We start from the raw sequence: 26,467 nt of genomic DNA on the forward strand, positions 1-26,467 counted from the left end.
GCCGCCGCCCCGGGCCCTTGCCTCCGCTGGAGGCCTCGGCAAAGGCACTGGGGCAGCGCCGGCCGCCGGAGCGGGACCCAGGACCGGGCTCCCGGCTACTTCACCTCCAGGTTCAGGATCCGGTCGTCGCCCGTCTCGGGCGTCCCCCGGGTGTCCGTCTCGCTCGTGACCAGCCACAACTTGTCGCCGCCGGCCGCCACCACGGTGCGCAGCCGGCCGTACTTCTCGGTCAGGAACGACTCCGGGTCGGCCACAAGCTCCGCACCGTCCAGCGGAATCCGCCACAGCCGCTCGCCGCGCAGGGCCGCCATCCAGATGGAACCCTCGGCGTACGCGATGCCGCTCGGCGACGCCTCGGAGGTCTTCCACTGCGCGACCGGGTCGACAAAACCCTCCTCGCCGCCCTTGCCCTCCACCTCGGGCCAGCCGTAGTTCTGGCCGGGGCGGATCTGGTTCAGCTCGTCCCAGGTGTTCTGGCCGAATTCGACCGCCCACAGCCGCTTCTCGCTGTCCCAGGCCAGGCCCTGCACATTGCGGTGCCCGTACGAGTAGACGACCGAGTCCGCCTCCGGATTGCCGTGCACCGGCTCGCCGTCCGGGGTCATCCGCAGGATCTTGCCGCCCAGCGACTTCTTGTTTTGCGCCAGTCCGGTGTCGCCCGTCTCGCCCGTCCCGGCGTAGAGCATCTTGTCGGGGCCGAAGGCGATCCGCCCGCCGTTGTGGACGGTGCCCTTCGGAATGCCTCTCAAAATGGTGTCCGGGGCGCCCAGTTGCTGCCCGGCGGGCTTCTTCTCGTCGTACAGCATGCGGGCGATGCGGTTGTCGGACTCGGTGGTGAAGTACGCGTAGACCAGGTGGTCGGAGGCGAAGGAAGGCGAGACGGCCAGGCCCATGAGCCCGCCCTCACCGGCCGGCGCGACCCCGGCCACGGTGCCGATTTCTGTCTTCTTGCCGCTCTCGCCGTCCACCCGGGTGATCGTCCCCTCGTCGCGCGAGGAGACCAGCAGATCGCCGTCGGGCAGCGCCGCGAGCCCCCAGGGCGACTTGAGGCCCTCGGTGAGCGTGCCCGCCACCTCGGCCGACCCCTTCGCGGGCGGCGGCTCGGCGCGCGATCCGGAGCCCGGCCCCGACGCGTCACCCGACGGCGACGCACTCGCGCTGTCCGTGGCACTCGGCGCCGGCGCGTTCCCGTCCGCACCGGAACACCCCGCGGTGAGCAGGAGAACGGAGGCAGCCAACACAGCTGTCACAGCAGGACGTTGCACGGTACGCATCCCTTCGACGGCCGGCGGTCGTCACCGGCAGCGGCTCTCACTCTTCATACACCGCTGGTGCCCCGGAGGTTCCGTTCTGGATCAGCCGGTTGAGCGGGTCTTTTCGGTTGTGGGGGCGAGGGCCGCTGTGCGCGGGCCGGTCCCACGGGGCCGCTCAGTCCCACGAGCCCCGGGCCGGCGGCAGCTCCGCGATCTCCGTCAGATCCTCCGTCGTCAGCCGTAGCGCCGCCGCCCCCGCGTTCTGTACGGCCCACCGCTCGTGCTTGGCCCCCGGCACCGGCACCACATGGCGCCCACGCCCCAGCACCCACGCCAGCGCCACCTGCGCCGGAGTCGCGCCATGGCGCTCGGCGACCCGGCGCAGCCCCGCCACGACCGGCTGGTTCGCCGCCATCATCTCCGCGGTGAAACGCGGATGCCTGGCCCGTACGTCGTCCGGCTCGAAGCCCTGCCCCGGTTTGAGCGTCCCGGTCAGAAAGCCGTTCCCCAGCGGCATGGCGGCCAGAAGGCCGACCCCCCGTGCCTCGCACCACGGCAGCAGTGCCGCCAGCGCCTCCGGTGACCACACAGACAGCTCGGCCTCCACCGCGCTCACCGGAAAGACCTGCTGCACCCGCTCCAGCTGACGAATCGTTTCGTCGTGCATCCGCGCCCCGGGCCGCCGCGACGCCCGAGCCCCTACCGCGCACACCCCGAGCGCCCGCACCTTCCCGGCCCGCACCAGGTCCGCCATCGCGCCCCAGGTCTCCTCGACCGGCACCTCCGGATCGGGCCGGTGCAGCTGGTAGAGGTCGATCACGTCGGTCTGCAGCCGCCGCAGCGAAGCGTCACAGGCCCGCCGTACGTACCCCGGGCGCCCATTGGCGACGATGTGCTGATCACCCACGAGCAGCCCGCACTTGGTCGAGACGAAGGCATCGGCACGCCGCTCCCTGAGTACCCGCCCCAGCAGCAGCTCATTGGTGAAGGGCCCGTACATGTCCGCCGTGTCCAGCAGGCTGGACCCCGCGTCGAGCGCCGCGTGCACGGTACGAAGCGACCGGTCCCCGCGCTGCTGCGAGCCGGTGTACGCCCAGCTCATCGGCATGCATCCCAGTCCGATCGCGCCCACTTCGAGCGCTGCCGCACCGATTGTCCTGCGCTCCAACTCCCCGTACCCCTCCCTCTGCCCCTCCCAAAACTAACCTCTGCACTCCGCCGCCCTTCGCATAGCCTCCTGACCATGACTTCAGACGTATGGCTGCCCGTCCCCGCCGCCGAGACAGACGCTCTTCCCGACGGGTTCAATTACCGCTTCTGGGACGGTGGCCAGGACTTTCCCGCCGATCCCGCCGACTGCGTCTTCTATGTCGTCCCGTACATGAAGGGCCCCGAGATCGCGGTGCGCCCGCTGGCCGCGATGACGTCCGTACGGGCCATGCAGACGCTCTCCGCAGGCATCGACCACGTCGAGCCCGGTCTCGCGGATCTGCACGCCGGAGTGCAGCTGTGCAATGCCCGAGGCGTCCACGAGGCGAGCACAGCCGAGCTCACGCTCGCGCTGGTCCTCGCTTCGCTGCGGGGCATCCCCGGGTTCGTGCGCGGCCAGGACCAGGAGGAATGGCGGGCCGGCTTCTATCCCGCGCTCGCCGACAAGTCCGTTCTCATCGTCGGTTACGGCTCCATCGGCGCGGCCATCGAGGACCGGCTCACGCCGTTCGAGTGTGCGCGGGTGGCGCGCGTCGCGCGCTCCGCCCGTACAACGGAGCGCGGCCCGGTGCATCCACTGTCCGAGCTGCCCGGACTGCTGCCCTCCGCCGACGTCGTGATTCTCTCCACCCCGCTCACCGAGGCGACCCAGGGACTGGTGAACGCCGGTTTCCTGTCGCGCATGAAGGACGGGGCACTGCTGGTCAACGTCTCGCGCGGCCCCGTCGTCGACACCAAGGCGCTCCTCGCCGAGCTCGAAGCGGGCCGGCTGCGTGCCGCCCTCGACGTCACCGACCCCGAGCCGCTTCCCGCAGGCCACCCCCTGTGGCACGCGCCCGGTCTCCTCATAAGCCCCCACGTGGGGGGCAGCACTTCGGCCTTCATGCCGCGCGCCAAGCGCCTGATGGCTGGCCAGCTCACCCGGTTCGCCGCCGGGGAGCCGCTGCGCAACGTCGTCCTCACCACTTCCTGAGAGGACGCACCGAAGGCCTCACGAACACACTCCGAAGCCACCCGAATGCGCGGCGTGCCGATAGCGTACCTGGTGGTCACGGAGAGTAGAGGGAGTATGTCCCTGAGTGACGGGATTGGTGTATCGTCCGGACCAAGGGGCTGCGCCGCGCATTGTCACGGCGCTGGGGAGCGACCGGACTGTGAGGGGGGCGACGGGCGATGCACGGCGAATGGACCAAGGATCCGACGCGGCGGGGCCACCGGCGACAACCCCCGTGCCATCCGGCGGACACGCCGCCACCGCTGCCCGCCTACGCGGCACCTGCGGCGCCGCGCACCAAGGTGGCCCGGTGAGTGCCCCGGGAGCGCTCCTCACCCGGCAGCAGGTGCCCGGCAGCGGGGGGAGCCTGCTCCCGCAGCTCTGCCTCGCGCTGATCTGCGGCGCCTACGCCGTCGGCTCGGCCCTCGGCTGGGGCTCCGCCCAGGTGGCGCTGATCATGGGCGACTTCGGCCTCGCCGCCGCCGCCCTGATCGCCGCGGTCTCCTGTTTCCTCTACGCCCGCGCGCGGGAGAGCCGCTTTCGACCCGCCTGGCTGCTGTTCGCGGTCTCCTCCGCGATGGCGGCCTGCGGGAACGCCGTGTGGGGCTGGTACGAAGTGGTACTGGAGCGCGAGGTTCCTTCGCCGTCCTACGCCGACCTGTTCTTCCTCTGCTTCGGTCCGCCCGCCATCGTCGGCCTGCTGGTCCTCGCCAAGCGCCCCGTCACGCGCGCCGGCTGGGTCTGCCTCGCGCTCGACTCCTGGCTCATCGGCGGCTCGCTGCTCACGCTCTCCTGGAGCCTCGCTCTAGCGCACACCGCGCACTTCCAGGCCGAGAGCACGGCCCACGCCGCGCTCTCCCTGGCGTACCCACTGCTCGACATCGCCCTGGTCAGCATGGTGCTCGCGCTGCACTTCCGGCGCTCACACACCAACCGCACGGCGATCAACACGGCGATCGCGGCCCTCGCCCTGACGGTGCTGTGCGACGCGCTGTTCACCTCGCCCCTGCTGCGCGAGAACTACCGCTCGGGCCAGCTTCTCGACGCGGGCTGGTTCGCCGGCTCGCTGCTCCTCGCCTACGCGCCCTGGGGCGCGCGCCGCGCGGGGCACTGGGGGGAGGGTGCTCCGTACAACCGGGGCAGCCGCAATACCGGCAGCCGCAGTAGTGGCAGCCGCCATGCCGGCAGCCGCCCCATCGGCGGCTCGCTGGCCGCCCTCACGCCGTACCTCGCCGCCGCCGTCTGCACGCTCGGCATCCTCTACAACGTCATCGAGGGCCGCCGCGTGGACCGGGTCGTGGTCTTCACCGGTTGTACGGTCGTGCTCGCTCTGGTCGTCCGCCAGGGCATCATGCTCGTCGACAACATCTCCCTCACCCAGGAACTGGCGCAGAAGGAGAACCACTTCCGCTCCCTGGTGCAGGGATCGAGCGACGTCATCATGATCGCCGCACCGACCGGCATATTGCGGTACGTCAGCCCGGCCGCGTCCGGCGTCTACGGACGCGAGGCGGAGGAGCTGATCGGATCCGAGCTCGCCTCGCTCATCCACGCGGAGGACCTGGGCAGGGTCGTCCACGAAGTACGCCGCTTTCTGGCCGCGCCTCCCTCCGAGGAGCCGACCACCCGCATCGAGTGCCGCTTCAAGTCGGGCACGGGGGAGTGGCTGAATGTCGAGTCGACCGTCAACCGGCACCAGGGCGGCCTGATCTTCAACAGCCGGGACGTGACCGAGCGGGTCCGCCTCCAGGCCCAGCTCCAGCACAACGCCGAGCACGACCCGCTGACCGACCTGCCCAACCGCGCCCTGTTCACCGCCCGCGTCCGCCAGGCTCTCAGCGGTCGGCGCGTCGGCGATCCCGGCACGGCCGTGCTCTTCATCGACCTCGACGGCTTCAAGGCGGTGAACGACACCATCGGCCACCAGGCCGGCGACGAGCTGCTGATCCAGGCCGCCCGGCGCCTCCAGGACTCGGTGCGGGCGGGCGACACCGCGGCCCGGCTCGGCGGCGACGAATTCGCCGCCCTGATCGTCGGTGAGGGCTCCAGGGACCAGGCCGCCCGCGAATGCCAGGTCCACGAGATCGCCGACCGGCTGCGCCTCACGCTCTCTCAGCCGTATCGGATCGACGGCAACGAGGTACGGGTCGCCGCCTCCATCGGGGTCGCCTTCGCCGAGCCCGGCATCAGCCCCACCGACCTCATGCGCAACGCCGACCTCGCCATGTACCGGGCGAAGGCAGGCGGCAAGGACCGGGTCGAGCTGTACGCGCCGCAGATGCAGGCCGAGGTGGTCCGCAGGACCGAACTGGCCACCCGGCTGCGCACCGCGCTCCACGACGGCGAGTTCGCGCTGCTCCACCAGCCGGTGGTGAGCCTGACCACCGGGCAGGTGACGTCCGTCGCCGCCCAGGCCCGCTGGCGCTCCAGCCAGGGCATCCTCTTCACACCCGCCGAGTTCCTGCGTGTGGCCGACAACGGGGACGCCCAGGAGGGCGCCCGGACGGCCGAGCTCGGCCGCTGGCTCCTCGAAGAGGCGGTCGAGCAGGCGGCGGAGCGCAACCGGGCGGGCCACGAAGCGCCCGTGACGGTCCGGCTCTCGGCCCGCAGACTCGTGGACAAGTCGCTGCCGCTCGGCTCCATCGAGGCCCTCCTCACCCGGCACGGGCTGCCGTCCGGCTCGCTGATCATCGAGCTGGCCGACAGCGACCCCCGGATCTCCTTCGAGGAACTGGAGCGGCGCCTGGTGGCGCTGCGCAGGCTCGGGGTGCGGATCGCGCTGGACGGATTCGGCAGCGGTTACGCCGCCATCAACGCGCTGCGCCGGCTTCCCGTCGACGTACTGAAACTGGACCGCGGGCTGGTCGAGGGCGTCGTCGAGTCCGCCCGGCTGCACAAGATCACCAGCGGGCTGCTGCGGATCGCCTGCGACCTCGGGATGCAGTCCGTGGCGGACGGCGTGGACGTGCCGGAGCAGGTGCTCGCCCTGCGCGCCATGGGGTGCACGCACGGCCAGGGAATGGCCTTCTCGGGCCCGCTCGACGAGTACCGGCTGCGGCGGGCGCTGGTCCGCGGATCGTTCCCGGTGCCGGGCGGGGTGGCGCTGTCCGTCCTGGCCGGCGGTTCGGGTGGATCACTTCCCGTACGTCATGTGGGCGGGAACGGAAGCGAAACGATCACACACCCTCCAATGTGCTCAAATAATGAGACGCCCGTCCCACCTACTTGACAGGCACCGGCCGCCGGAGGGAGGGTCAGTGCCATGCGCACCCGAATTCTCGTACTTGGAAAGCGCGTCGGCTGAAGCCGAGCTCGCACAATGCAGCTCTGCAGACCGCACCGGCGCGCTCCCCTCGCTTGCCTCACGGCACGGGGGGTTTTTTGTTGCACTGGCACTCCCCAAACCCTCGCAAAACCCTCAGCTTCGAGAAGAGAATGCCGATGACCGAGCAGGCCTCCGGGGCCCACCATCCGCAGCCGCGGCCCCGTAACGGCGGACACCACGCCACCACTGTCGAGCACGTGACGGGCGCGCAGTCGCTCATCCGCTCCCTCGAGGAAGTGGGGGCCGACACGGTATTCGGGATTCCCGGCGGCGCCATCCTGCCGGCGTACGACCCGCTGATGGACTCCACCAAGGTCCGCCACGTGCTGGTCCGCCACGAGCAGGGCGCCGGTCACGCGGCCACCGGTTACGCGCAGGCCACCGGCAAGGTCGGCGTGTGCATGGCCACTTCGGGGCCCGGCGCGACGAACCTGGTCACGCCGATCGCCGACGCCCACATGGACTCCGTCCCCATGGTCGCGATCACCGGCCAGGTCGCCTCCAAGGCGATCGGCACGGACGCCTTCCAGGAGGCGGACATCGTCGGCATCACGATGCCGATCACCAAGCACAACTTCCTGGTCACCAAGGCCGAGGACATCCCGCGCACCATCGCCGAGGCGTTCCACATCGCCTCGACCGGACGCCCGGGCCCGGTCCTGGTCGACATCGCCAAGGACGCCCTCCAGGCGAAGACCACCTTCAGCTGGCCGCCCAGCCAGGACCTGCCCGGCTACCGCCCGGTCACCAAGCCGCACGCCAAGCAGATCCGCGAGGCCGCCAAGCTGATCGTCCAGGCCAAGCGGCCCGTGCTGTACGTCGGCGGCGGCGTCATGAAGGCGAACGCCACCGCGGAGCTGAAGGTCCTCGCCGAGCTCACCGGCGCCCCCGTCACCACCACCCTGATGGCGCTGGGCTCCTTCCCCGACAGCCACCCGCTGCACGTGGGAATGCCGGGCATGCACGGTGCGGTCACCGCCGTCACCGCGCTGCAGCGGGCCGACCTGATCGTCGCCCTCGGCGCCCGATTCGACGACCGCGTCACCGGCAAGCTGGACAGCTTCGCCCCGTACGCCAAGATCGTCCACGCCGACATCGACCCGGCCGAGATCGGCAAGAACCGCGCTGCGGACGTGCCGATCGTCGGTGACGCCCGCGAGGTCATCGCCGACCTCGTCCAGGCCGTCCAGGCCGAGCACACCGAGGGCAACACCGGCGACTACGCCGCCTGGTGGAACGACCTCAACCGCTGGCGCGACACCTACCCGCTCGGCTACGACCTGCCGGAGAACGGCCAGCTCTCCCCGCAGCAGGTCATCCAGCGCATCGGCCAACTGGCGCCCGAGGGCACCATCTACGCCGCGGGCGTCGGCCAGCACCAGATGTGGGCCTCGCACTTCATCCAGTACGAGCAGCCCGCCACCTGGCTGAACTCCGGCGGCGCGGGGACGATGGGGTACGCCGTCCCGGCCGCCATGGGCGCCAAGGCCGGCATGCCGGACCGTACGGTCTGGGCCATCGACGGCGACGGCTGCTTCCAGATGACCAATCAGGAACTGACCACCTGCGCGCTCAACAACATCCCGATCAAGGTCGCCATCATCAACAACGGCGCGCTCGGGATGGTCCGCCAGTGGCAGACCCTCTTCTACAACCAGCGCTACTCCAACACCGTGCTGCACAGCGGCCCGGACGCCGACGGCAAGCAGCCGAGCTCGGGCACCCGGATCCCGGACTTCGTGAAGCTGTCAGAGGCCATGGGCTGCCACGCGATCCGCTGTGAGGACCCGGCCGACCTGGACAAGGTCATCGCCGAGGCCAATGCCATCAACGACCGCCCGGTCGTGGTCGACTTCATCGTGCACGAGGACGCCATGGTCTGGCCGATGGTGGCCGCGGGCACGTCGAACGACGAGGTCATGGCCGCCCGCGGGGTGCGCCCCGACTTCGGCGACAACGAAGACGACTGAGCAGACGAGAGAGAGACTTAAAGCCCATGTCCAAGCACACCCTCTCCGTCCTGGTCGAGAACAAGCCGGGCGTCCTCGCGCGGATCACGGCCCTGTTCTCCCGCCGCGGGTTCAACATCGACTCCCTCGCGGTGGGCACCACCGAGCACCCCGAGATCTCGCGCATCACGATCGTGGTCAACGTGATCGAGGCGCTGCCGCTCGAACAGGTGACGAAGCAGCTGAACAAGCTCGTCAACGTACTGAAGATCGTCGAACTCGAGCCCGGCGCCGCGATCCAGCGTGAGCTCGTCCTCGTGAAGGTGCGGGCCGACAACGAGACGCGCTCGCAGATCGTCGAGATCGTCCAGCTGTTCCGCGCCAAGACCGTCGACGTGTCCCCGGAGGCCGTGACCATCGAGGCAACCGGCGGCGCCGACAAGCTCGAAGCGATGCTCAAGATGCTGGAGCAGTTCGGCATCAAGGAGCTCGTCCAGTCCGGAACGATCGCCATAGGGCGCGGCTCCCGGTCGATCACGGACCGCAGCCTGCGGGCCCTCGACCGTTCGGCCTGACCGAAATCCGGTCCCGCTGTTCGTATAGCGAGACCCAACGTCTTTCTTTCCGCACCCCGCCGTACGGTGGGACGCACAACCAGCACACAAGGAGAATCCAAGTGGCCGAGCTGTTCTACGACGACGATGCCGACCTGTCCATCATCCAGGGCCGCAAGGTCGCGGTGATCGGTTACGGCAGCCAGGGCCACGCCCACGCGCTGTCGCTCCGTGACTCGGGTGTCGACGTCCGCGTCGGTCTGCACGAGGGCTCCAAGTCCAAGGCGAAGGCCGAGGAGCAGGGCCTGCGCGTCGTCACGCCGGCGCAGGCTTCCGCCGAGGCCGACGTCATCATGATCCTGATCCCGGACCCGATCCAGGCCCAGGTCTACGAGGAGTCCGTCAAGGACAACCTGAAGGACGGCGACGCGCTGTTCTTCGCCCACGGCTTCAACGTCCGCTTCGGCTTCATCAAGGCCCCGGCCGGCGTCGACGTCGCCCTGGTCGCCCCGAAGGGCCCGGGTCACCTGGTCCGCCGTCAGTACGAGGAAGGCCGCGGCGTTCCGGCGATCGCCGCCGTCGAGCAGGACGCCACCGGCAGCGCCTTCGCGCTGGCCCTCTCGTACGCCAAGGCCATCGGCGGCACCCGCGCGGGCGTCATCAAGACGACCTTCACCGAGGAGACCGAGACCGACCTGTTCGGTGAGCAGGCCGTGCTCTGCGGCGGCGCGTCGGCGCTCGTCAAGGCGGGCTTCGAGACCCTGGTCGAGGCCGGCTACCAGCCGGAGATCGCGTACTTCGAGTGCCTCCACGAGCTGAAGCTCATCGTGGACCTCATGTACGAGGGCGGCCTGGAGAAGATGCGCTGGTCGGTCTCCGAGACCGCCGAGTGGGGCGACTACATCACCGGCCCGCGCGTCGTTACGGACCAGACCAAGGCCGAGATGAAGAAGGTCCTCGCCGAGATCCAGGACGGCACGTTCGCCAAGAACTGGATGGACGAGTACCACGGCGGTCTGAAGAAGTACAACGAGTACAAGACGCAGGACTCCGAGCACCTGCTGGAGACCACCGGCAAGGAGCTCCGCAAGCTCATGAGCTGGGTCGACAACGACGAGGCGTAAGCCTCGGGCACGGGGCCGCGGCGTGTCGCCGCGGCCCTTGTGCGCAGCTGGACAGAACGTCCAGCCACGGACGGGTGATCCTTCCGCTGCGGCGGAAGACCAGACGTCCGGCGCCACTAGACTGCTTCTTACATACACGCGTCAGGCCCACAGCGTCGTGCGTCTTCCACGCGGCTAGCCCCTCCACCGCCTGCGGCCGTCGGGACGGCCGTCCGCATAGGACCAGTGAGGACTCACGTGAGCTCGAAACCTGTCGTACTCATCGCTGAAGAGCTGTCGCCGGCCACAGTCGACGCCCTGGGCCCGGACTTCGAGATCCGGCACTGCAACGGCGCCGACCGGGCAGAGCTCCTGCCGGCCATCGCCGACGTGGACGCGATTCTCGTCCGCTCCGCCACCAAGGTCGACGCCGAGGCGATCGCCGTGGCGAAGAAGCTCCGCGTCGTCGCCCGCGCCGGTGTCGGCCTCGACAACGTCGACGTCTCCGCCGCCACCAAGGCCGGCGTCATGGTCGTCAACGCGCCGACGTCCAACATCGTCACCGCCGCCGAGCTCGCCTGCGGCCTGCTCGTCGCCACCGCGCGCAACATCCCCCAGGCCAACACCGCTCTGAAGAACGGCGAGTGGAAGCGCTCGAAGTACACCGGCGTCGAGCTGAGCGAGAAGATCCTCGGTGTCGTCGGCCTCGGCCGCATCGGTGTCCTGGTCGCACAGCGCATGTCGGCCTTCGGCATGAAGATCGTCGCGTACGACCCCTACGTACAGCCCGCGCGCGCCGCCCAGATGGGCGTCAAGCTGCTCTCGCTCGACGAGCTGCTGGAGGTCGCGGACTTCATCACGGTGCACCTGCCCAAGACGCCCGAGACGCTCGGCCTCATCGGCGACGAGGCGCTGCACAAGGTCAAGCCGGCCGTACGCATCGTCAACGCCGCGCGCGGCGGGATCGTCGACGAGGCGGCGCTGTACTCCGCCCTCAAGGAGGGCCGAGTCGCCGGCGCGGGCCTCGACGTGTACGCGAAGGAGCCGTGCACCGACTCCCCGCTCTTCGAGCTCGACCAGGTCGTCTGCACGCCGCACCTCGGCGCCTCCACCGACGAGGCCCAGGAGAAGGCGGGCATCGCGGTCGCCAAGTCCGTGCGCCTCGCCCTCGCCGGTGAGCTCGTGCCGGACGCGGTCAACGTCCAGGGCGGTGTCATCGCCGAGGACGTACGCCCCGGTCTGCCGCTCGCCGAGAAGCTCGGCCGGATGTTCACGGCGCTCGCGGGCGAGGTCGCGGTGCGTCTCGACGTCGAGGTGTACGGCGAGATCACGCAGTACGACGTCAAGGTGCTCGAACTGTCCGCCCTCAAGGGCGTGTTCGAGGACGTCGTCGACGAGACGGTGAGCTACGTCAACGCGCCGCTCTTCGCGCAGGAGCGCGGCGTGGAGGTCCGCCTCACGACGAGCTCGGAGTCCCCGGACCACAAGAACGTCGTCACTGTGCGCGGCACGCTCTCCGGCGGCGACGAGGTCTCGGTCTCCGGCACGCTGTCGGGCCCGAAGCACCTTCAGAAGATCGTCGGCATCGGTGAGCACGACATCGACCTGACGCTGGCCGACCACATGGTCGTCCTGCGCTACCAGGACCGCCCGGGTGTCGTCGGCACCGTCGGCCGCATCCTCGGCGAGGGTGGTCTGAACATCGCCGGCATGCAGGTCTCGCGTGCGGACCAGGGCGGCGAGGCACTGGCCGTCCTTTCGGTGGACGACACGGTTCCGCCGGCGGTTCTGGCGGAGATCGCCGATGAGATCGGCGCGGCCTCGGCCCGCTTCGTGAACCTCGCGAGCTGACCCCGCCGAACCAGCCCGGCTCCGGTGCCCGGGACGCCCGCCGCGTCCCGGGCACCGGTGCGTCCGGGGCGGGGACGACGCCTTACAGGCGGGCGGCCTTGAGGGACATGTGCAGCAGCAGCCGGTCCTCGCCGTCGTGGAGGTCGAGACCGGTGAGCTGTTCCACGCGGGACAGGCGGTAGTAGAGCGTCTGGCGGTGGATGTTCAGGGCGCTCGCGGTGCGGCCGGCCTGGCCCGCGCAGTCCAGGAACGCCTCCGCCGTACGGGCGAGCTCGGCGTGCGCCGGTTCGAGCAGCGGACGTACGGCCGGGTCCACCGGGTGGCCGGGCCCGCTGTCCGGGAGCGCGGCCAGCAGGCGGTAGGGGCCGATCCCCGACCACTCCGCGACCGGTCCGAGGTGCGGGCGGGCCAGCGCCGCACGGGCCGCGGCGGAGGCTTCGCGCCAGGCGCCCGGCAGGTCGTCCAGGGCGCGTACGGGATTGCCGATGCCGGCGACCGGGCCCGCCGGGGCGAGCAGATTGCGCGCCGCCTGGTGCGCGGGGGAGAGGTCGGCGGGCGCACGGAGCCGGATCAGGGCGGCGAGGCGCGGGCCCGCCGGGCCCGGCACCGGAAGCAGGGACAGCGCGGCGGCGCCCGGGACCGTGCGTAGACCCGGCACGGGCTGCGCCCAGGGTGCGACGCACAGCAGGGCGTACGGAGCCGAGTCGCCCAGCGCCGCCCCCAGCGAGGCGAGCGCGGCGGCCCGGCTGTCGGCGGAGTCCGAGGTGAGCAGGGTCAGCAGATGCGGGCCGAGGTCGGCGCGGGCGCGGGCCTCGTCCGCCAGAAGCTCGCCGATCCGGGCGCAGACCGCCATCGCCGTGGCCGGTACGGGTCCCGGCGGACCGTCGTCCCCGGCGAGGAGCCACACGTAACCGTGGACGACGTCCCGATGCCGTACGGGAAGGCACAGCCGGCCGCGCAGGACGCCCGCGGCGGGGTCGGCGGGGATGTACACGGGACTCTCCGCCGTGGCGATGCCGAACTTCTCGAACCAGGCGCGGACCTCGGCCGTGGAGCGGCGGGTGAGGATCGAGCGCGTGCGGACGGGGTCCATGGAGGTGTCGTCGTCGCTGTCGTGCGCGCCGAAGGCGATCAGCCGGAAGTCGCGGTCCTCCAGCGTCGCGGGTGCGCCGAGCAGCGCCGAGATCTCGTCGACAAGGTCCTGGTAATCGCCTTTCACGCTTCCCATTCTCGCATTCCTTCAGACATCTGTATGAGATACGGGACACGGATGCGTGACAGCTGTCGATGGTTCGCCGGGCGAGCGATCCTTAGATTTCACGGTGGTTATCCGTGCCGTACCGAATTGCCTGGTCACGGCCCCCTTCAAGCCTTTTCCGTGGAGGTGCCCCGTGCTGGGTCCCGTGATCCTCGCCGCTTCGCGCAGCGACAAAATGCGCCGCTTCGTGTCGGCTGCCCCGGGCACCAAACAGGTCGTGGCCCGGTTCATCGCCGGTGAGACGGTCGACCAGGTCCTTCCGATCGTCCAGGACGCCGCCGACAAGGGTCTCGAAGTCACCCTGGACGTCGTGGGCGAGGACATCACCACCCGCGAGCAGGCGTCCGCCGCCCGTGACGCGTACCTCGAGCTGATCGATCACCTCAAGGGCCTGGGCCTGGGCGAGCGGGCCGAGATGTCGGTCAAGCTGTCGATGTTCGGCCAGGCGCTGGAGGGTGGCCACGAGCTGGCGCTCGCCAACGTCCGCCCGGTCGTCGAGGCGGCCGCCGCGATCGGCACCACGGTCACGCTGGACGCGGAGGACCACACCACCCTGGACTCGATGTTCGCCATCCACGAGGAGCTGCGGAAGGACTTCCCGCAGACCGGCTGTGCGATCCAGGCGTACCTGTTCCGCACCGAGGACGACGCGCGCCGCCTGTCCGGGGCCGGCAGCCGGGTCCGTATCGTCAAGGGCGCCTACAAGGAGCCGGCCACCGTCGCGTTCCAGGACAAGGCCGAGATCGACCAGGCGTACGTACGCGTCCTGAAGATTCTCATGGCGGGCGACGGCTACCCGATGATCGGGTCCCACGATCCGCGACTGATCGCCGTCAGTCAGGAGCTCGCCCGGCGTGCGGGGCGCAAACTGGATGAGTACGAATTCCAGATGCTGTACGGGATCCGCAGCGAAGAGCACGTGCGGCTCGCGGCAGAGGGCCACCGGATGCGTGTGTACACCGCGTACGGCACCGACTGGTACGGCTACTTCATGCGACGCCTCGCGGAGAAGCCGGCCAACCTGCTGTTCTTCGTCCGCTCGATGATCACCAAAAACTGACCCAGGCTGACCTTAGGGCCGAGCCCTTCCACCCCTCACCAAGGAGTCAAGGAACTCATGGACGCTGTGACCCAGGTCCCCGCCCCGGTCAACGAGCCGGTGCACACGTACGCCCCCGGTTCGCCGGAGCGCGCACGCCTCGAAGTCAAGCTCAAGGAGCTGGCCGAGAACCCCGTCGACCTCCCGATGACGATCAACGGTGAGAAGCGGATGGGTGGCGGCGAGCGTTTCGACGTCGTACAGCCGCACAACCACAAGGCCGTCCTCGGCACCGCCGCCCACGCCACGCAGCAGGACGCGCGGGACGCGATCGACGCGGCCCTGGCCGCCGCTCCGGCGTGGCGCGCGATGTCCTTCGACGACCGCGCCGCGATCATCCTGCGCGCCGCCGAGCTGCTGTCGGGCCCGTGGCGCGAGACGCTCGCCGCCTCGACCATGCTCGGCCAGTCGAAGACCGTCCAGCAGGCCGAGATCGACACCCCGTGCGAGCTCGTCGACTTCTGGCGCTTCAACGTCAAGTACGCCCGTGACCTGCTCGCCGAGCAGCCGCCGGCGAACTCCCCGGGTGTGTGGAACCGGCTGGACCACCGTCCGCTGGAGGGCTTCGTCTACGCGATCACGCCCTTCAACTTCACGGCGATCGCCGGCAACCTGCCGACCGCTCCCGCCCTGATGGGCAACGTCGTGGTCTGGAAGCCGTCCCCGACGCAGACGCACGCCGCCGTGCTGCTGATGCAGCTGCTGGAGGAGGCCGGTCTGCCCAAGGGCGTCATCAACCTCGTCACCGGTGACGGCATCGAGGTCTCCGAGGTCGCCCTCAACCACCGTGACCTGGCCGGTATCCACTTCACCGGCTCGACCAAGACCTTCCAGTACCTGTGGAAGACGGTCGGCAACAACATCGAGAAGTACCGCACGTACCCGCGTCTCGTCGGTGAGACGGGCGGCAAGGACTTCGTCGTCGCGCACCCGAGCGCCGACCGCGCGATCCTGAAGACCGCGCTGACCCGTGGCTCGTTCGAGTTCCAGGGTCAGAAGTGCTCCGCGTCCTCGCGTGCGTACGTCCCGGCCTCGATCTGGAACTCCGGCTTCAAGGAGGAGTTCGCGACCGAGGTCGACGCCATCACCATGGGCGACGTCACCGACCTGTCGCACTTCATCGGCGCCGTCATCGACGAGCGTTCGTTCGCCAAGAACAAGGCCGCGATCGACCGCGCCGCCGCTGACCCGACGTGCACGATCGTCGCGGGCGGCACGTACGACGACTCGGTCGGCTACTTCGTCCGCCCGACGGTCATCGCGTGCACCGACCCGGAGAACGAGGTCTTCACGACCGAGTACTTCGGCCCGATCCTCGCGGTCCACGTCTACGAGGACGAGAAGTACGACGCCATGCTGGAGCAGATGGAGTCGGCGTCCGACTACGCCCTGACCGGCGCCGTCATCTCCGGTGACCGCGCGGCGGCCGCGTACACGATGGACAAGCTCCGCTACGCCGCGGGCAACTTCTACATCAACGACAAGTCGACCGGCGCCGTCGTCGGCCAGCAGCCCTTCGGCGGCGGCCGCGCGTCCGGCACCAACGACAAGGCCGGCGCCCCGCAGAACCTCCAGCGCTGGACCCTGACCCGGGCCATCAAGGAGACCCTGGTCCCGCCGACCGACTACACCTACCCGCACCAGGGCTGACCAGCCCCCCGCGCGCGGCCCCCTCGCGCGCCCCGCGAAGCTCCGCCCCCGTCCCGGCCCCCACGCCGGACGGGGGCGGTTTCGTGTGCCGCCGGGTGTCAGATCTTGCGCCAGCGGGCCATCGCGAAGGAGAACAGGCCGAACATGGCCAGGCCGACGGCTATCAGCACCAGCAGCCACGGGCCCGCCGGGGTGTCGGAGAAGGAGCGGAGGGTGTCGTCGATGCCCTTGGCCTTGTCGGGCTCGTAGTCGACCGCGGCCTTGACCGCGAATCCGCCGAGTACGGCGAAGACCGCGCCGCGCGCGATGCCGCCGGTCACGCCGGAGATGTCCACGGCCTGGCGGGTGCGGCCCCGTAGGGCGCTCATCTTCAGGTGCTTGTGGTACTTGCGCAGGGCGGCGCGGCTCGCGATCCACACGCCGGCCACCGCGATGGCCAGGCCGCCGATCCCTACGAGCCATTGTCCGGCGGGGAGTTCCAAGGTCCTGGACGTCACGTCCTCCGACTGCTTGTCGCTGGAGCCGCTTCCGCTGCCGCCCGCGCCCGCCGCGAACGACAGCACGCTGTACGCCACGAAGCCGTAGAAGAGGAAACGCGCCAGGGACAGCAGGCGCTTGTGGGGCTTGTGGCCGTCGGGTCCGGCCGCGCCGAAGAAGGCTTCGGAGAGCCGCCACAGCGCCATGCCCACCAGAGCGATGCCCAACGCCCAGAGCAGGAACGAGCCCAGCGGCTGCGCGGCCACCTCCGCGAGCGCGCCCCCTCGGTCCGCCTCCTGCCCGCCGTCGCCGAACGCGATCCGCAGCGCCAGTACGCCGACCAGCAGGTAGAGCACTCCGCGTGCCACGAATCCCCAGCGTGCGGCGGCCTCCAGGGTCGAACTGTTCGAAGCCTGCCGGGCGGTGAGTTTGCCCCTGCGGCCTATTGTCCCTGCGTCCATGTTCTGCCTCCTCCGTCGGAATGCGTGTGCCCCGAAGCGGGCGGTGGAAGCAGGGGGTGCGGGAGGTGCGCCGACGCGGTCTTGTGGAATGGCAATGAGCATGTCAAATTCCTCAACGGTGTTCCCGTTCCCCGCGGGAGCCTGACCGAGGAGATTCCCCCCATGAGACGCATCCTCCGTGCGCGCACAGTCCTGACCGCCCTCATAGCCGCCGGCGCCCTGGGCCTCGGCGCGACCCCGGCCGGTGCCGGGACCGCCGCCGAAGCCGGGGCCGCGGGTCCGGCGACGTACGCCCTGGACACCGCACTCTCCGAGCGCCTCGGCGACGACACCGCCGGCAGCTACCTCGACCACCGCACCGGCCGTCTCACCGTGACCGTCACCAGCGACCGCGCCGCCCAACAGGTCCGCGCGGCGGGGGCCGTGGCGAAGCGCGTGGAGCGCGGCGCCGAGCGGCTGGAGGCGGCCATGGCCGCACTGGAGTCGGGAGCGAAGATCACCGGTACGTCGTGGGGCGTCGACCCGCGGACCAACCAGGTCAGCGTGGAGGCCGACCAGTCCGTCCCGGCGCGGGAGATGGCCCGGCTGCGGAAGGTCGCGGAGGCGCAGGACGGGGCGGTGCGCGTCTCGCGCGTACCGGGAACGTTCAGGCGCGAGGTGGCGGGCGGCGACGCGATCTACGGCGGCGGGTACCGCTGTTCGGCGGCGTTCAACGTCTCCAAGGGCACGACGCGTTACTTCGTGACGGCGGGCCACTGCACCAACGACGTCGCCAACTGGTCGGCCACGTCCGGCGGTCCGGTGACCGGTGTCCGCGAGGGCACCAGCTTCCCGACCAACGACTACGGCATCGTCCGCTACACGGACGGTTCGGCGCCGGCGGGCAACGTCAACCTCCACAACGGCAGTTACCAGGACATCGCGTCCGCCGCGAACGCCGTCGTGGGCCAGGCCATCAAGAAGAGCGGCTCCACGACCAAGGTGACCAGCGGCACCGTGACCGCCGTGAACGTCACCGTCAACTACGGTGACGGCCCCGTCTACGGCATGGTGCGCACCACCGCCTGCTCGGCCGGCGGCGACAGCGGCGGCGCCCACTTCGCCGGCAGCGTCGCGCTCGGCATCCACTCGGGCAGCTCCGGCTGCACGGGCACCAATGGCTCCGCCATTCACCAGCCGGTGAAGGAAGCCCTGTCGGCGTACGGCGTGAACGTGTACTGAGCGCTTCGGGCCGCCACCCGCCTTCGGGGGTGGCGGCCCTGCGAGAGTTCTCGCATGGATCCGATGCTTACCGTCCACACCGCCGACCTCGAACCCGCCGCGCTCGACGAGATCCGCGGCCTCCTGGACGCCGCCTTCGACGGCGACTTCGGCGAGGACGACTGGGATCACACCGTCGGCGGCATACATGCCTGTCTCCGGGACGAGCACGGCCTGGCCGCCCACGGCAGCGTCATCCAGCGCCGGGTCCTGCACGGCGGCAGGTCGCTGCGCGTCGGTTACGTCGAGGGGGTGGCCGTGCGGGCGGACCGCCGGCGGGAGGGGCTCGGCGGCCGGGTGATGGAGGCGCTGGAGCGGGTGATCGACCGGGCGTACGTCCTCGGCGCGCTCTCGGCGTCCGACGACGGGGCGGCGCTCTACGCGGGGCGCGGGTGGGAGGTGTGGCCGGGGCGGATCGCGGCGCTGGGGCCCTCGGGCGTCGTACCCCTGCCGGACGAGGAGGGTTCGACGTACCTGCGGCCCGTGACCGGACTTCCCGACGCGTCGGACGCCCTGATCTTCGACTGGCGGAGCGGAGACGTGCTCTGAGCGCGCTCGGCGTCGGCGGAAGCGGCATCGGTGAATGTCGCTTCCCGGCCACGCCGTGACGTAAAAGAAACCCGCACGTACCTAGCGGTAACAAACGATGGCATGCCAGATTTCCGCATGCCACCGGCCGGCGGCTCCCCTCGTCGACATGCCCTCGCGGCCCAGCGCAGGAGTACCGCCGTGTCCGGATTTCGCTCCATGAGTACGCTCAGACCCACCCGAGCCGCCAGACCCGGCGGCATCCGTGGCCGTACGCGCTCCCGGCGCCTCGCCGCCGCGGCGCTCTCTCTCCCCCTGGCGTTCGCCGCCCTGCTGACGGCCGGGGCCGGCCAATCGGCCGCGAGCCCCACCACCGGCCCGGCCGCCATCGTCTCGATGGGCGACAGCTACATCTCCGGTGAGGCGGGCCGCTGGCGCGGCAACAGCCTCACCAACAGCGGCAGCCGCGACGGCTCCGACCGGGCCTGGACTGGCAGCGGTTACAACCCGGGCGTCGTATACGGTCCGACGGCCGCGAACGGCTGCCACCGTTCCGACTCCGCCGAGGTGCGCAGCGCCACCGGCACCACCCAGGCGCTGATCAACATCGCCTGCTCGGGCGCCACCGCCAAGAACGTCTTCCGCGCTGCGAACGGCGGCGTGCCGTTCAAGGGCGAGGCCCCGCAGGCCGACCAGCTCGCGGGTATCGCCGCGGCGAACAACGTGAAGGTGATCGCGCTGTCCGTCGGCGGCAACGACCTCGGCTTCGCCGACATCATCACCGCCTGCGCCACGGACTACATGGTCTGGTACTCGTACTGTCACGACGACCAGCAGGCCGTCGTGGACGCGAAGATCGACACGGCGATGGCGAACGTGGGCAAGGCCGTCGACGAGATCCGCGCGGTGATGTCCGCCGGGGGCTACGCCGCTTCGGCCTACCGGATCGTCCTCCAGTCGTACCCCTCGCCCATCCCGAGGGCCTCCGAGAACCGCTACGCGGAGAGTGGCTGGAGCCGGGTCAGCACCGGCGGCTGCCCGTTCTGGAACAAGGACTCCGACTGGGCGCGCGACTCGCTCGTCCCGCAGATCGCGAACCGTCTCAAGGGCGTGGCCGCCGCCAAGGGCGTGCTGTTCCTGGACCTGCGCGACATGCTCCAGGGGCGCGAGGTGTGTGCCCGGCAGAGCAGGCTGGTGAACGCCACCCAGCCCGCGTCGGCCGTCGCCAGCGAGTGGGCGCGCTGGATCGACAGCGACTCCACGCAGGGGCCGGTCCAGGAGTCCATGCACCCCAATTACTACGGCCAGCTCGGCCAGGGCCGCTGTCTGGCCCTGATCTACGCGGCCCCGGCGGGCGGCAGCTACACGTGCCGCAATACAGCCGGGGCGGACACTTCGCAGATGTATCTCTCGGCTTCCTGAGGACGGTGAAGGCCGCGTCTCTCCGGGGCGCGGCCATGATCGCGTCTCAGATAGTAGGAAGTCCGAGTAATTGTGGAGACAGACTGTCCGCCCTCACTTAGCTTGGTAGGAGCCGAACGTCTCGCTCCATCAGCGAACGGCGGTCGCGAGCCCGTGCCTCATGCAGGTAACCCCTGCGGCATCTGCTCCCCGCCCATTCCGGCGCCCTGAAATCATTCTGATCTCAAGGAGTCGATCATCATGGCCGAGACCGCCCGCCGCGTCCGCCACACCCCCCGCTCGAACGACACCGACCGCAAGCAGGCGGCAGCCGCTCTCCAGCGCGCCCTGGACCGCCGTGACAACGGAGGCGCGACCGGCCACTGAGCCGCAAGCCGCGCCCCGCCGCCCCTGCCTAACGGCCGCGCCGGATCTCGAAGTGGTCGATGCGCTCGCCGGATTCGGCGAGCGCGGAGACCTTCAGCCTCGGTGACGTACCGGTCTCGGCCTCCACCGCGAGGAACGAGAAGCCGGTGTACCGCACCCGCGACCACTCGACGGTGTCCGGGTCCGGGAGCCGCGACTTCGTCCAGTGGAAACTGACGATGTGGTCGTGGTCGTGGACGTTGCCCTCGTAGCTGTCCTTCACGCCGAGCCCGAACCCGTACAGGTCCTTGCCCGCGCCGCCCGCGGTGACGTACACGATCCCGTCCCGGGTCGGGTCGGTCGAGGCCCCGACGGGCACCGGCTTGCCGACCTCGCCGCCCTTGATGGCGTCGGTCCGCTCGTACACGTGGTTGTGGCCGTTGATCACCAGGTCCACCTGGTGCTTGGTGAACAGCGCCAGCCACGCGTCGCGCACGCCGCCGTCCGAGGCATGGGTGGACGTCGAGTACACGCAGTGGTGGAAGAAGACCACGATGAAGTCGATGCCGGCCTGCCGCCGCAGCTCGCCGAGGCGCTTGTCGAGCCAGGCGTTCTGGGCACCGTCCGTGTAGCCCTTGTTGGCGGGGATCTCGTACGACACGTCATTGGCGTCCAGCGCCACTACGCCGACATTGCCGTACGTGAAGGAGTAGATGCCGGGGGCGTTCGCCGCGTCCGGCCCGTTCCCGGGCAGCGACCAGCGGGCGGACTGGCCGCCGTAGCCGTTGGGGGAGTACCAGGCCTCCATGTCGTGGTTGCCGGTGGTCACCATCCAGGGAACCCGTGACGCCACGCTCTCGGTCTGCGCCAGGAACTGGTCCCACACGCGCGCGTCGTAGGTGTCCGACTCCTTGCCGTGCCCGCTGCTGTCCGCGTAGCAGATGTCGCCCGCGTGGAGATGGAAGGACGGGTTCTGACCGAGGATCAACTGGTCGTTGGCGACGGCGTCGTAGCCGACCCCCTGGTCGCCGAAGGCCGTGAAGACGAAGGTCTCCGGCCGCGCGGGCGCCGTACGGAACGAGCCGATGGTCGACAGGCGCGAGGCGTCGGCCGGGTCGAAGCCGTCGTGCCCGACGCCGTAGTAGTACGTCGTCCCGGGCTTCAGCCCGTCGAGGCCCACGTGCAGATAGAACTGGTCGACCGCGGGCAGCTTGCGCGAGAGCGACGGCGTGTGCAGATCCCGCACCTCGGCCTCGATCTTCCGGCTCAGCTCCCACGGCTTCAGCCCCACCCGTATGTACGGGCTCTTCACCGCGAAGGGCACCTGCCAGGAGATCCGCATCTGCGTCTTCGGGTCGGCGCCGAAGGCGAGATGGCGGCCGAAGGGGGCGACCAGTGAGCCGTCCACCCGTGCGGTGACGGAGGAGGGAAGCAGAGTGGGGGAGGAGCCCGCGTAGGCAGGGCTCGCGCCGCCGAGCAGGGCGGCGCCGCCCACGGTGGCGGCGGACGAGCTGATCACGCGACGGCGGGAGAGTTTCGTACGCAGATACTCGTGCTGCTCCGGCATGCTCATGCGGCGCGCGATCTGCTCGGGGATTCCGGTGCGGGGGGTGTCGGCCATGGGAAAAAACTTCCCAGTAACAACCAACTCCGGCCAGTACTGGGGGTGAACAGAATCTGTCGAGATTTTGAGTCCGAATGGCGGACGCCCGGTGTCAGGGGCTGGGACGCGGGAGTAGGGTGCCGACATGTCTCGCAGCATCAATCTCGCAGTGGTCCCTGGTGACGGTATCGGCCAGGAGGTCGTGGCCCAAGGGCTCAAGGTCCTCAACGCCGTCCTCCCACAGGATGTGAAGCTGCAGACCAAGGAGTACGACCTCGGCGCCCAGCGCTGGCACCGCACCGGAGAGACCCTCCCGGACGCGGAGCTCGACTCCCTCAAGCAGCACGACGCCATCCTGCTCGGCGCGATCGGCGACCCGTCCGTGCCGTCCGGCGTCCTGGAGCGCGGGCTGCTGCTCAAGCTGCGGTTCGCGTTCGACCACTTCATCAACCTGCGCCCGTCGAAGCTGTTCCCCAACACCGCGACGCCGCTGGCCGGCCGCCCCGACATCGACTTCGTCGTCGTCCGCGAGGGCACCGAAGGCCCGTACACCGGCAATGGCGGCTCGATCCGCACCGGTACGGAGCACGAGGTCGCGACCGAGGTCAGCCTGAACACGGCGTACGGCGTCGAGCGCGTCGTCCGTGACGCGTACGAGCGGGCCAACGCCCGTCCGCGCAAGAAGCTGACGCTGGTGCACAAGAACAACGTCCTCGTCTTCGCCGGCCACATGTGGAAGAACATCTTCGACAAGGTCGGCCAGGAGTACCCCGAGGTCACCACCGACTACCTGCACGTTGACGCCGCGACGATCTTCTTCGTCACACAGCCCGAGCGCTTCGACGTCATCGTCACCGACAACCTCTTCGGCGACATCCTCACCGACCTCGCCGCTGCCGTGACCGGCGGCATCGGCCTGGCCGCCTCCGGCAACATCAACCCGACGGGTGCCTTCCCGTCGATGTTCGAGCCCGTTCACGGCTCCGCGCCCGACATCGCGGGTCAGGGCAAGGCCGATCCGACGGCCACGATCCTCTCCGTCGCACTCCTCCTGCGCCACCTCGGTTTCGAGACCGAGGCAGGCCGTATCGAGGCAGCCGTCTCCGCCGACCTCGCGGAGCGCGACGGCAGCACGGTCCGTACGACGGACGAGATCGGCGACGCGCTCGCGGTACGCGTAGCGGGCTGACCCGACGGACTCCTCCCCACAGCCGCCGGGTCACAGACACCCGGCGGCTGTTGCTTTGTCGCGGCCGGGTGGGACCATCAATCCTGGGCCGCACTACACGCCGTTTCATCCACAGCCCCACGCGCGCGATAATCGAACGCGGGGCCGCGGTATGAGGGGAAGCTCGGACGTCCTACTAGAGGCGTGAGCGCGGTCCACCACACACAACCGGTGAAGGACACGCACTCATGACGACGCCCACGATCGAGCTCAAGCCCTCCTCGCACCCGCTGTCCGACGCGGAGCGCGAGGCGATCCTGGCCAGCCCCGGATTCGGCCGCCACTTCACCGACCACATGGTCACCATCAGGTGGACCGAAGGCCGTGGCTGGCACGACGCCCAGCTCGTGCCGTACGCGCCGCTTTCGATCGACCCGGCCAACATGACCCTGCACTACGCGCAGGAGATCTTCGAGGGCCTGAAGGCCTTCCGCCGGCCCGACGGGTCGGTCACCACCTTCCGCCCCGACGCGAACGCCAAGCGCTTCCAGGTCTCCGCGCGCCGGCTGGCGATGCCCGAGCTGCCGGTCGAGACGTTCATCGCGGCGTGCGACGCGCTGGTCCAGCAGGACAAGGCATGGGTTCCGGCACACGGCGGCGAGGACTCCCTGTACCTGCGCCCGTTCATGATCGCCAACGAGGTCGGGCTCGGTGTGAAGCCGGCCAACGAGTACCTCTTCATCGTCATCGCGTCGCCCGCCGGAGCGTACTTCCCCGGTGGCGTGAAGCCGGTCTCGGTCTGGCTGTCCGAGAACTACGTCCGCGCCGTCCCCGGCGGCATGGGCTTCGCCAAGACCGGAGGCAACTACGCGGCGTCGCTCCTCGCCTTCGCCGAGGCGGCGGAGAAGGGCTGCGACCAGGTCGTCTGGCTCGACGCGCTGGAGCACAAGTGGGTCGAGGAGATGGGCGGCATGAACCTGTACTTCGTGTACGGGAACAAGATCGTCACCCCCGAGCTCACCGGCTCGCTCCTCGCCGGCATCACCCGCGACTCGCTGCTCCAGCTCGCCCGTGACCTCGGCTACGAGTCCGAGGAGGGCCGGATCTCCACGGAGGACTGGAAGCGCGACACCGAGAACGGCACCCTCACCGAGGTCTTCGCGTGCGGCACGGCGGCGGCGATCACGCCGGTCGGCTCCGTGAAGTCCGAGGGGGCGGAGTGGGTCCAGGGCGACGGGCAGCCGGGCAAGGTGACGATGGAGCTCCGCAAGGCGCTGCTCGCCATCCAGACCGGCACGGCGGAGGACACCCACGGCTGGATCCACGAGCTGGCCTGACCCCCCGCGGGAGTCGCACGTACGTGAGGCCGCGCCCGGCATTCCCGCCGGGCGCGGCCTCACGTGTACGGCCGCCTAGGCGTGAGCGGGGGTCTCGCTCTCGGTCTCGGCCACGGGACTCGCGCCGGCGGGCACGGCCGTCCGGTCCTTCGCCGTCAGCGCGGCGTACGCGGCGCCGCCCACCAGGCCCGACAGGATGAAGCTGCAGTCCACGCCGCCGGTGAGGACCAGCAGCGGGCCTTCGTACACCGTCGTCGAGACCGCCCCGAGGCCGACCGCCGCGCCCAGCGCCCAGGACACGGTGGCCTGGACGTTCCAGCCCGAGCGGTACCAGTAGACGCCGCCCTTGGAGCGGCGGTTGAAGACCTGGAGGGCTTCCGCGTCGTACCGGCCGCCGCAGCGCACGTACCCGATCAGGGAGATGACGGCCCACGGTGTGCCGATGGCCGTCAGGAGCAGGACGAACGACGTCATCGCGGACTGCACGGACCAGGCGAAGGAGCCGACGAACACGAACGCGGTCGCGACGGCGGCCGCGATCACGGTGGCCCGCGTGCGGGTCGCGCCCGGCAGGATCGCGTCCAGATCGAGGCCCATCGAGTAGAGCATCAGGCCGGCGTTGCCGACGGACCCTGCGGAGGCCGCGACGAGCAGCGGCACCAAGTACCAGAAGGGTGCGGCCTCGACGAGCGGTCCGGCGTAGTCGAGGCCGGCGCGGGCGGCGAGGGCGGTGTACGTGCCGAACAGCTGGGGGACCAGCAGGCCCAGGAGCAGGCCCAGACAGGTGGCTCGGAGAACCTTGCGCGGGGTGTGGCGGCGCGGCGAGATGTAGCGCGTGTAATCGCCGAGCAGCGTGATGAAGGCGACCGGGCCGCTCAGGCCCGCGGCGACGGCGGCGAGCAGCCAGGTGGGCCAGAACGAGCCGAGGAGGTACGGGGTGTCCGGGGGCGCGGCCGTGGTGAAGTCGCCCGCGTAGGCGTACAGGCCGGCCGACAGCAGGACGACCATACCGATGGACAGCACCTTGCTGAGCCTCAGCAGCAGCTTGTAGCCGTACACCGCGGCTACGACCGTGGCGCCCGCCAGCACGGTGTACATCAGGGCGCGGGCGGCCCCGTCGTCCGGCAGGCCGGTGAGCCGGGAGAGGGTCCCGACCATCACGTCGCCGCCGATCCACAGCGTGAGCGCCGTATAACCGAGCGAGAGCAGCAGGCCGACGACCGAACCGACCAGCCGGCCGCGTACGCCGAACTGGGCGCCGCTCGAGGTGGAGAGGTTGGTGGCCGTGCGCAGCGAGATGAGCGCGAGCGGTGCGGTGACCGCGATTCCGGCCAGGGTGCCGACCAGGATCGAGGTCACCGAAGGCCACAGGCCAAGCCCGAAGGACGGCGGCAGCCACCCGAAGACGATGACGCCCAGGCACAGATTGGAGCCAAGAAGGATGGAGACGAGGTCGCGCGGCCCGCTGGTGCGCTCCTCGTCGGGGATGGTGTCGACTCCGCGCTGTTCTATCGGCATGGCTGGGTCCTCCCGGTCCGCCGGACAACAAACTTTTGAGTGCCGTTCAATGTGACTTGCCTCAAGGTGGCGCGTCAATGTTTCCTGCGTATGAATCTCGTGG

The 26,467-nt window shown here is 70.1% G+C and carries 20 protein-coding genes; 14 read left to right on the forward strand and 6 right to left on the reverse strand.

The annotated features are described in order from the left end of the window. Nucleotides 1-95 precede the first annotated feature (95 nt). Nucleotides 96-1,274 carry a PQQ-dependent sugar dehydrogenase gene (locus tag ACWIHY_RS06025; RefSeq protein WP_454374372.1) on the reverse strand — a complete coding sequence of 393 codons (1,179 nt, stop codon included), beginning with the start codon at nt 1,272-1,274 and terminating at the stop codon, nt 96-98. Between the two features lie 154 nt (nt 1,275-1,428). After that, a complete protein-coding gene (locus tag ACWIHY_RS06030; protein WP_454374373.1) occupies nt 1,429-2,421 on the reverse strand; it encodes an aldo/keto reductase in 993 nt (330 codons plus the stop codon). A 75-nt stretch (nt 2,422-2,496) separates the two neighbouring features. Between ACWIHY_RS06030 and ACWIHY_RS06035 the strand changes: the two genes are divergently transcribed. The 6 genes from ACWIHY_RS06035 to serA all read left to right on the forward strand — a co-directional run bounded on the left by ACWIHY_RS06035 (nt 2,497) and on the right by serA (nt 12,238). Further along, a complete protein-coding gene (locus ACWIHY_RS06035; RefSeq protein ID WP_454374374.1) occupies nt 2,497-3,435 on the forward strand; it encodes a 2-hydroxyacid dehydrogenase in 939 nt (312 codons plus the stop codon). Nucleotides 3,436-3,766: 331 nt separating this feature from the next. Next, on the forward strand, nt 3,767-6,685 hold the full coding sequence (locus tag ACWIHY_RS06040; protein ID WP_454374375.1) for a putative bifunctional diguanylate cyclase/phosphodiesterase: 2,919 nt from the start codon (nt 3,767-3,769) through the stop codon (nt 6,683-6,685). 206 nt (nt 6,686-6,891) lie between these two features. After that, the gene (locus ACWIHY_RS06045; RefSeq protein ID WP_454374376.1) at nt 6,892-8,751 is read left to right on the forward strand and encodes an acetolactate synthase large subunit; all 1,860 of its coding nucleotides are present in this window, start codon (nt 6,892-6,894) and stop codon (nt 8,749-8,751) included. 26 nt (nt 8,752-8,777) lie between these two features. Further along, nucleotides 8,778-9,305, forward strand: coding sequence for an acetolactate synthase small subunit (gene ilvN, locus ACWIHY_RS06050; protein WP_069933100.1), 528 nt, complete (start codon nt 8,778-8,780; stop codon nt 9,303-9,305). Nucleotides 9,306-9,406: 101 nt separating this feature from the next. Then, nucleotides 9,407-10,408, forward strand: coding sequence for a ketol-acid reductoisomerase (gene ilvC / locus ACWIHY_RS06055; RefSeq protein WP_454374377.1), 1,002 nt, complete (start codon nt 9,407-9,409; stop codon nt 10,406-10,408). Between the two features lie 237 nt (nt 10,409-10,645). After that, entirely contained in the window at nt 10,646-12,238 is a 1,593-nt protein-coding gene (gene serA / locus ACWIHY_RS06060; RefSeq protein WP_454374378.1) for a phosphoglycerate dehydrogenase, read from the forward strand. Nucleotides 12,239-12,320: 82 nt separating this feature from the next. On the opposite strand, the gene ACWIHY_RS06065 is transcribed toward serA, so the two are convergent. Next, the gene (locus ACWIHY_RS06065) at nt 12,321-13,457 is read right to left on the reverse strand and encodes a PucR family transcriptional regulator (RefSeq protein ID WP_454374433.1); all 1,137 of its coding nucleotides are present in this window, start codon (nt 13,455-13,457) and stop codon (nt 12,321-12,323) included. Between the two features lie 172 nt (nt 13,458-13,629). Here ACWIHY_RS06065 and ACWIHY_RS06070 point away from each other — a divergent pair, with 172 nt between their 5' ends. Continuing rightward, nucleotides 13,630-14,556 (forward strand): proline dehydrogenase family protein, encoded by a 927-nt coding sequence (locus tag ACWIHY_RS06070; RefSeq protein WP_454374379.1) that lies wholly within the window; start codon nt 13,630-13,632, stop codon nt 14,554-14,556. 57 nt (nt 14,557-14,613) lie between these two features. Beyond that, nucleotides 14,614-16,245: an L-glutamate gamma-semialdehyde dehydrogenase gene (gene pruA / locus ACWIHY_RS06075; protein ID WP_454374380.1), complete on the forward strand. Its 1,632-nt coding sequence runs from the start codon at nt 14,614-14,616 to the stop codon at nt 16,243-16,245. Nucleotides 16,246-16,343: 98 nt separating this feature from the next. Here pruA and ACWIHY_RS06080 read toward each other — a convergent pair whose 3' ends face one another. Continuing rightward, nucleotides 16,344-17,183, reverse strand: coding sequence for a DUF1206 domain-containing protein (locus ACWIHY_RS06080; RefSeq protein WP_454374381.1), 840 nt, complete (start codon nt 17,181-17,183; stop codon nt 16,344-16,346). 162 nt (nt 17,184-17,345) lie between these two features. On the opposite strand from ACWIHY_RS06080, the gene ACWIHY_RS06085 reads away from it, so the two are divergent. The 4 genes from ACWIHY_RS06085 to ACWIHY_RS06100 all read left to right on the forward strand — a co-directional run bounded on the left by ACWIHY_RS06085 (nt 17,346) and on the right by ACWIHY_RS06100 (nt 20,759). Next, nucleotides 17,346-18,404 (forward strand): S1 family peptidase, encoded by a 1,059-nt coding sequence (locus tag ACWIHY_RS06085; RefSeq protein ID WP_454374382.1) that lies wholly within the window; start codon nt 17,346-17,348, stop codon nt 18,402-18,404. A gap of 54 nt (nt 18,405-18,458) precedes the next feature. Next, nucleotides 18,459-18,992: a GNAT family N-acetyltransferase gene (locus ACWIHY_RS06090; RefSeq protein WP_454374383.1), complete on the forward strand. Its 534-nt coding sequence runs from the start codon at nt 18,459-18,461 to the stop codon at nt 18,990-18,992. 198 nt (nt 18,993-19,190) lie between these two features. Continuing rightward, a complete protein-coding gene (locus ACWIHY_RS06095) occupies nt 19,191-20,393 on the forward strand; it encodes a GDSL-type esterase/lipase family protein (protein WP_454374384.1) in 1,203 nt (400 codons plus the stop codon). Nucleotides 20,394-20,633: 240 nt separating this feature from the next. After that, a complete protein-coding gene (locus ACWIHY_RS06100; RefSeq protein WP_454374385.1) occupies nt 20,634-20,759 on the forward strand; it encodes a hypothetical protein in 126 nt (41 codons plus the stop codon). 28 nt (nt 20,760-20,787) lie between these two features. Here the strand turns inward: ACWIHY_RS06100 and ACWIHY_RS06105 are convergent, their stop codons facing one another. Beyond that, nucleotides 20,788-22,359 (reverse strand): purple acid phosphatase family protein, encoded by a 1,572-nt coding sequence (locus ACWIHY_RS06105; RefSeq protein WP_454374386.1) that lies wholly within the window; start codon nt 22,357-22,359, stop codon nt 20,788-20,790. 127 nt (nt 22,360-22,486) lie between these two features. Here ACWIHY_RS06105 and ACWIHY_RS06110 point away from each other — a divergent pair, with 127 nt between their 5' ends. Further along, the gene (locus ACWIHY_RS06110; RefSeq protein ID WP_454374387.1) at nt 22,487-23,530 is read left to right on the forward strand and encodes a 3-isopropylmalate dehydrogenase; all 1,044 of its coding nucleotides are present in this window, start codon (nt 22,487-22,489) and stop codon (nt 23,528-23,530) included. Nucleotides 23,531-23,757: 227 nt separating this feature from the next. Next, complete coding sequence (locus ACWIHY_RS06115) at nt 23,758-24,846, forward strand: branched-chain amino acid aminotransferase (RefSeq protein ID WP_454374388.1); 1,089 nt, start codon at nt 23,758-23,760, stop codon at nt 24,844-24,846. A 75-nt stretch (nt 24,847-24,921) separates the two neighbouring features. Here ACWIHY_RS06115 and ACWIHY_RS06120 read toward each other — a convergent pair whose 3' ends face one another. Further along, nucleotides 24,922-26,364, reverse strand: coding sequence for a cytosine permease (locus ACWIHY_RS06120; protein ID WP_454374389.1), 1,443 nt, complete (start codon nt 26,362-26,364; stop codon nt 24,922-24,924). Nucleotides 26,365-26,467: the final 103 nt, after the last annotated feature.

The sequence above is a fragment of the Streptomyces sp. NPDC055287 genome (assembly GCF_053646035.1).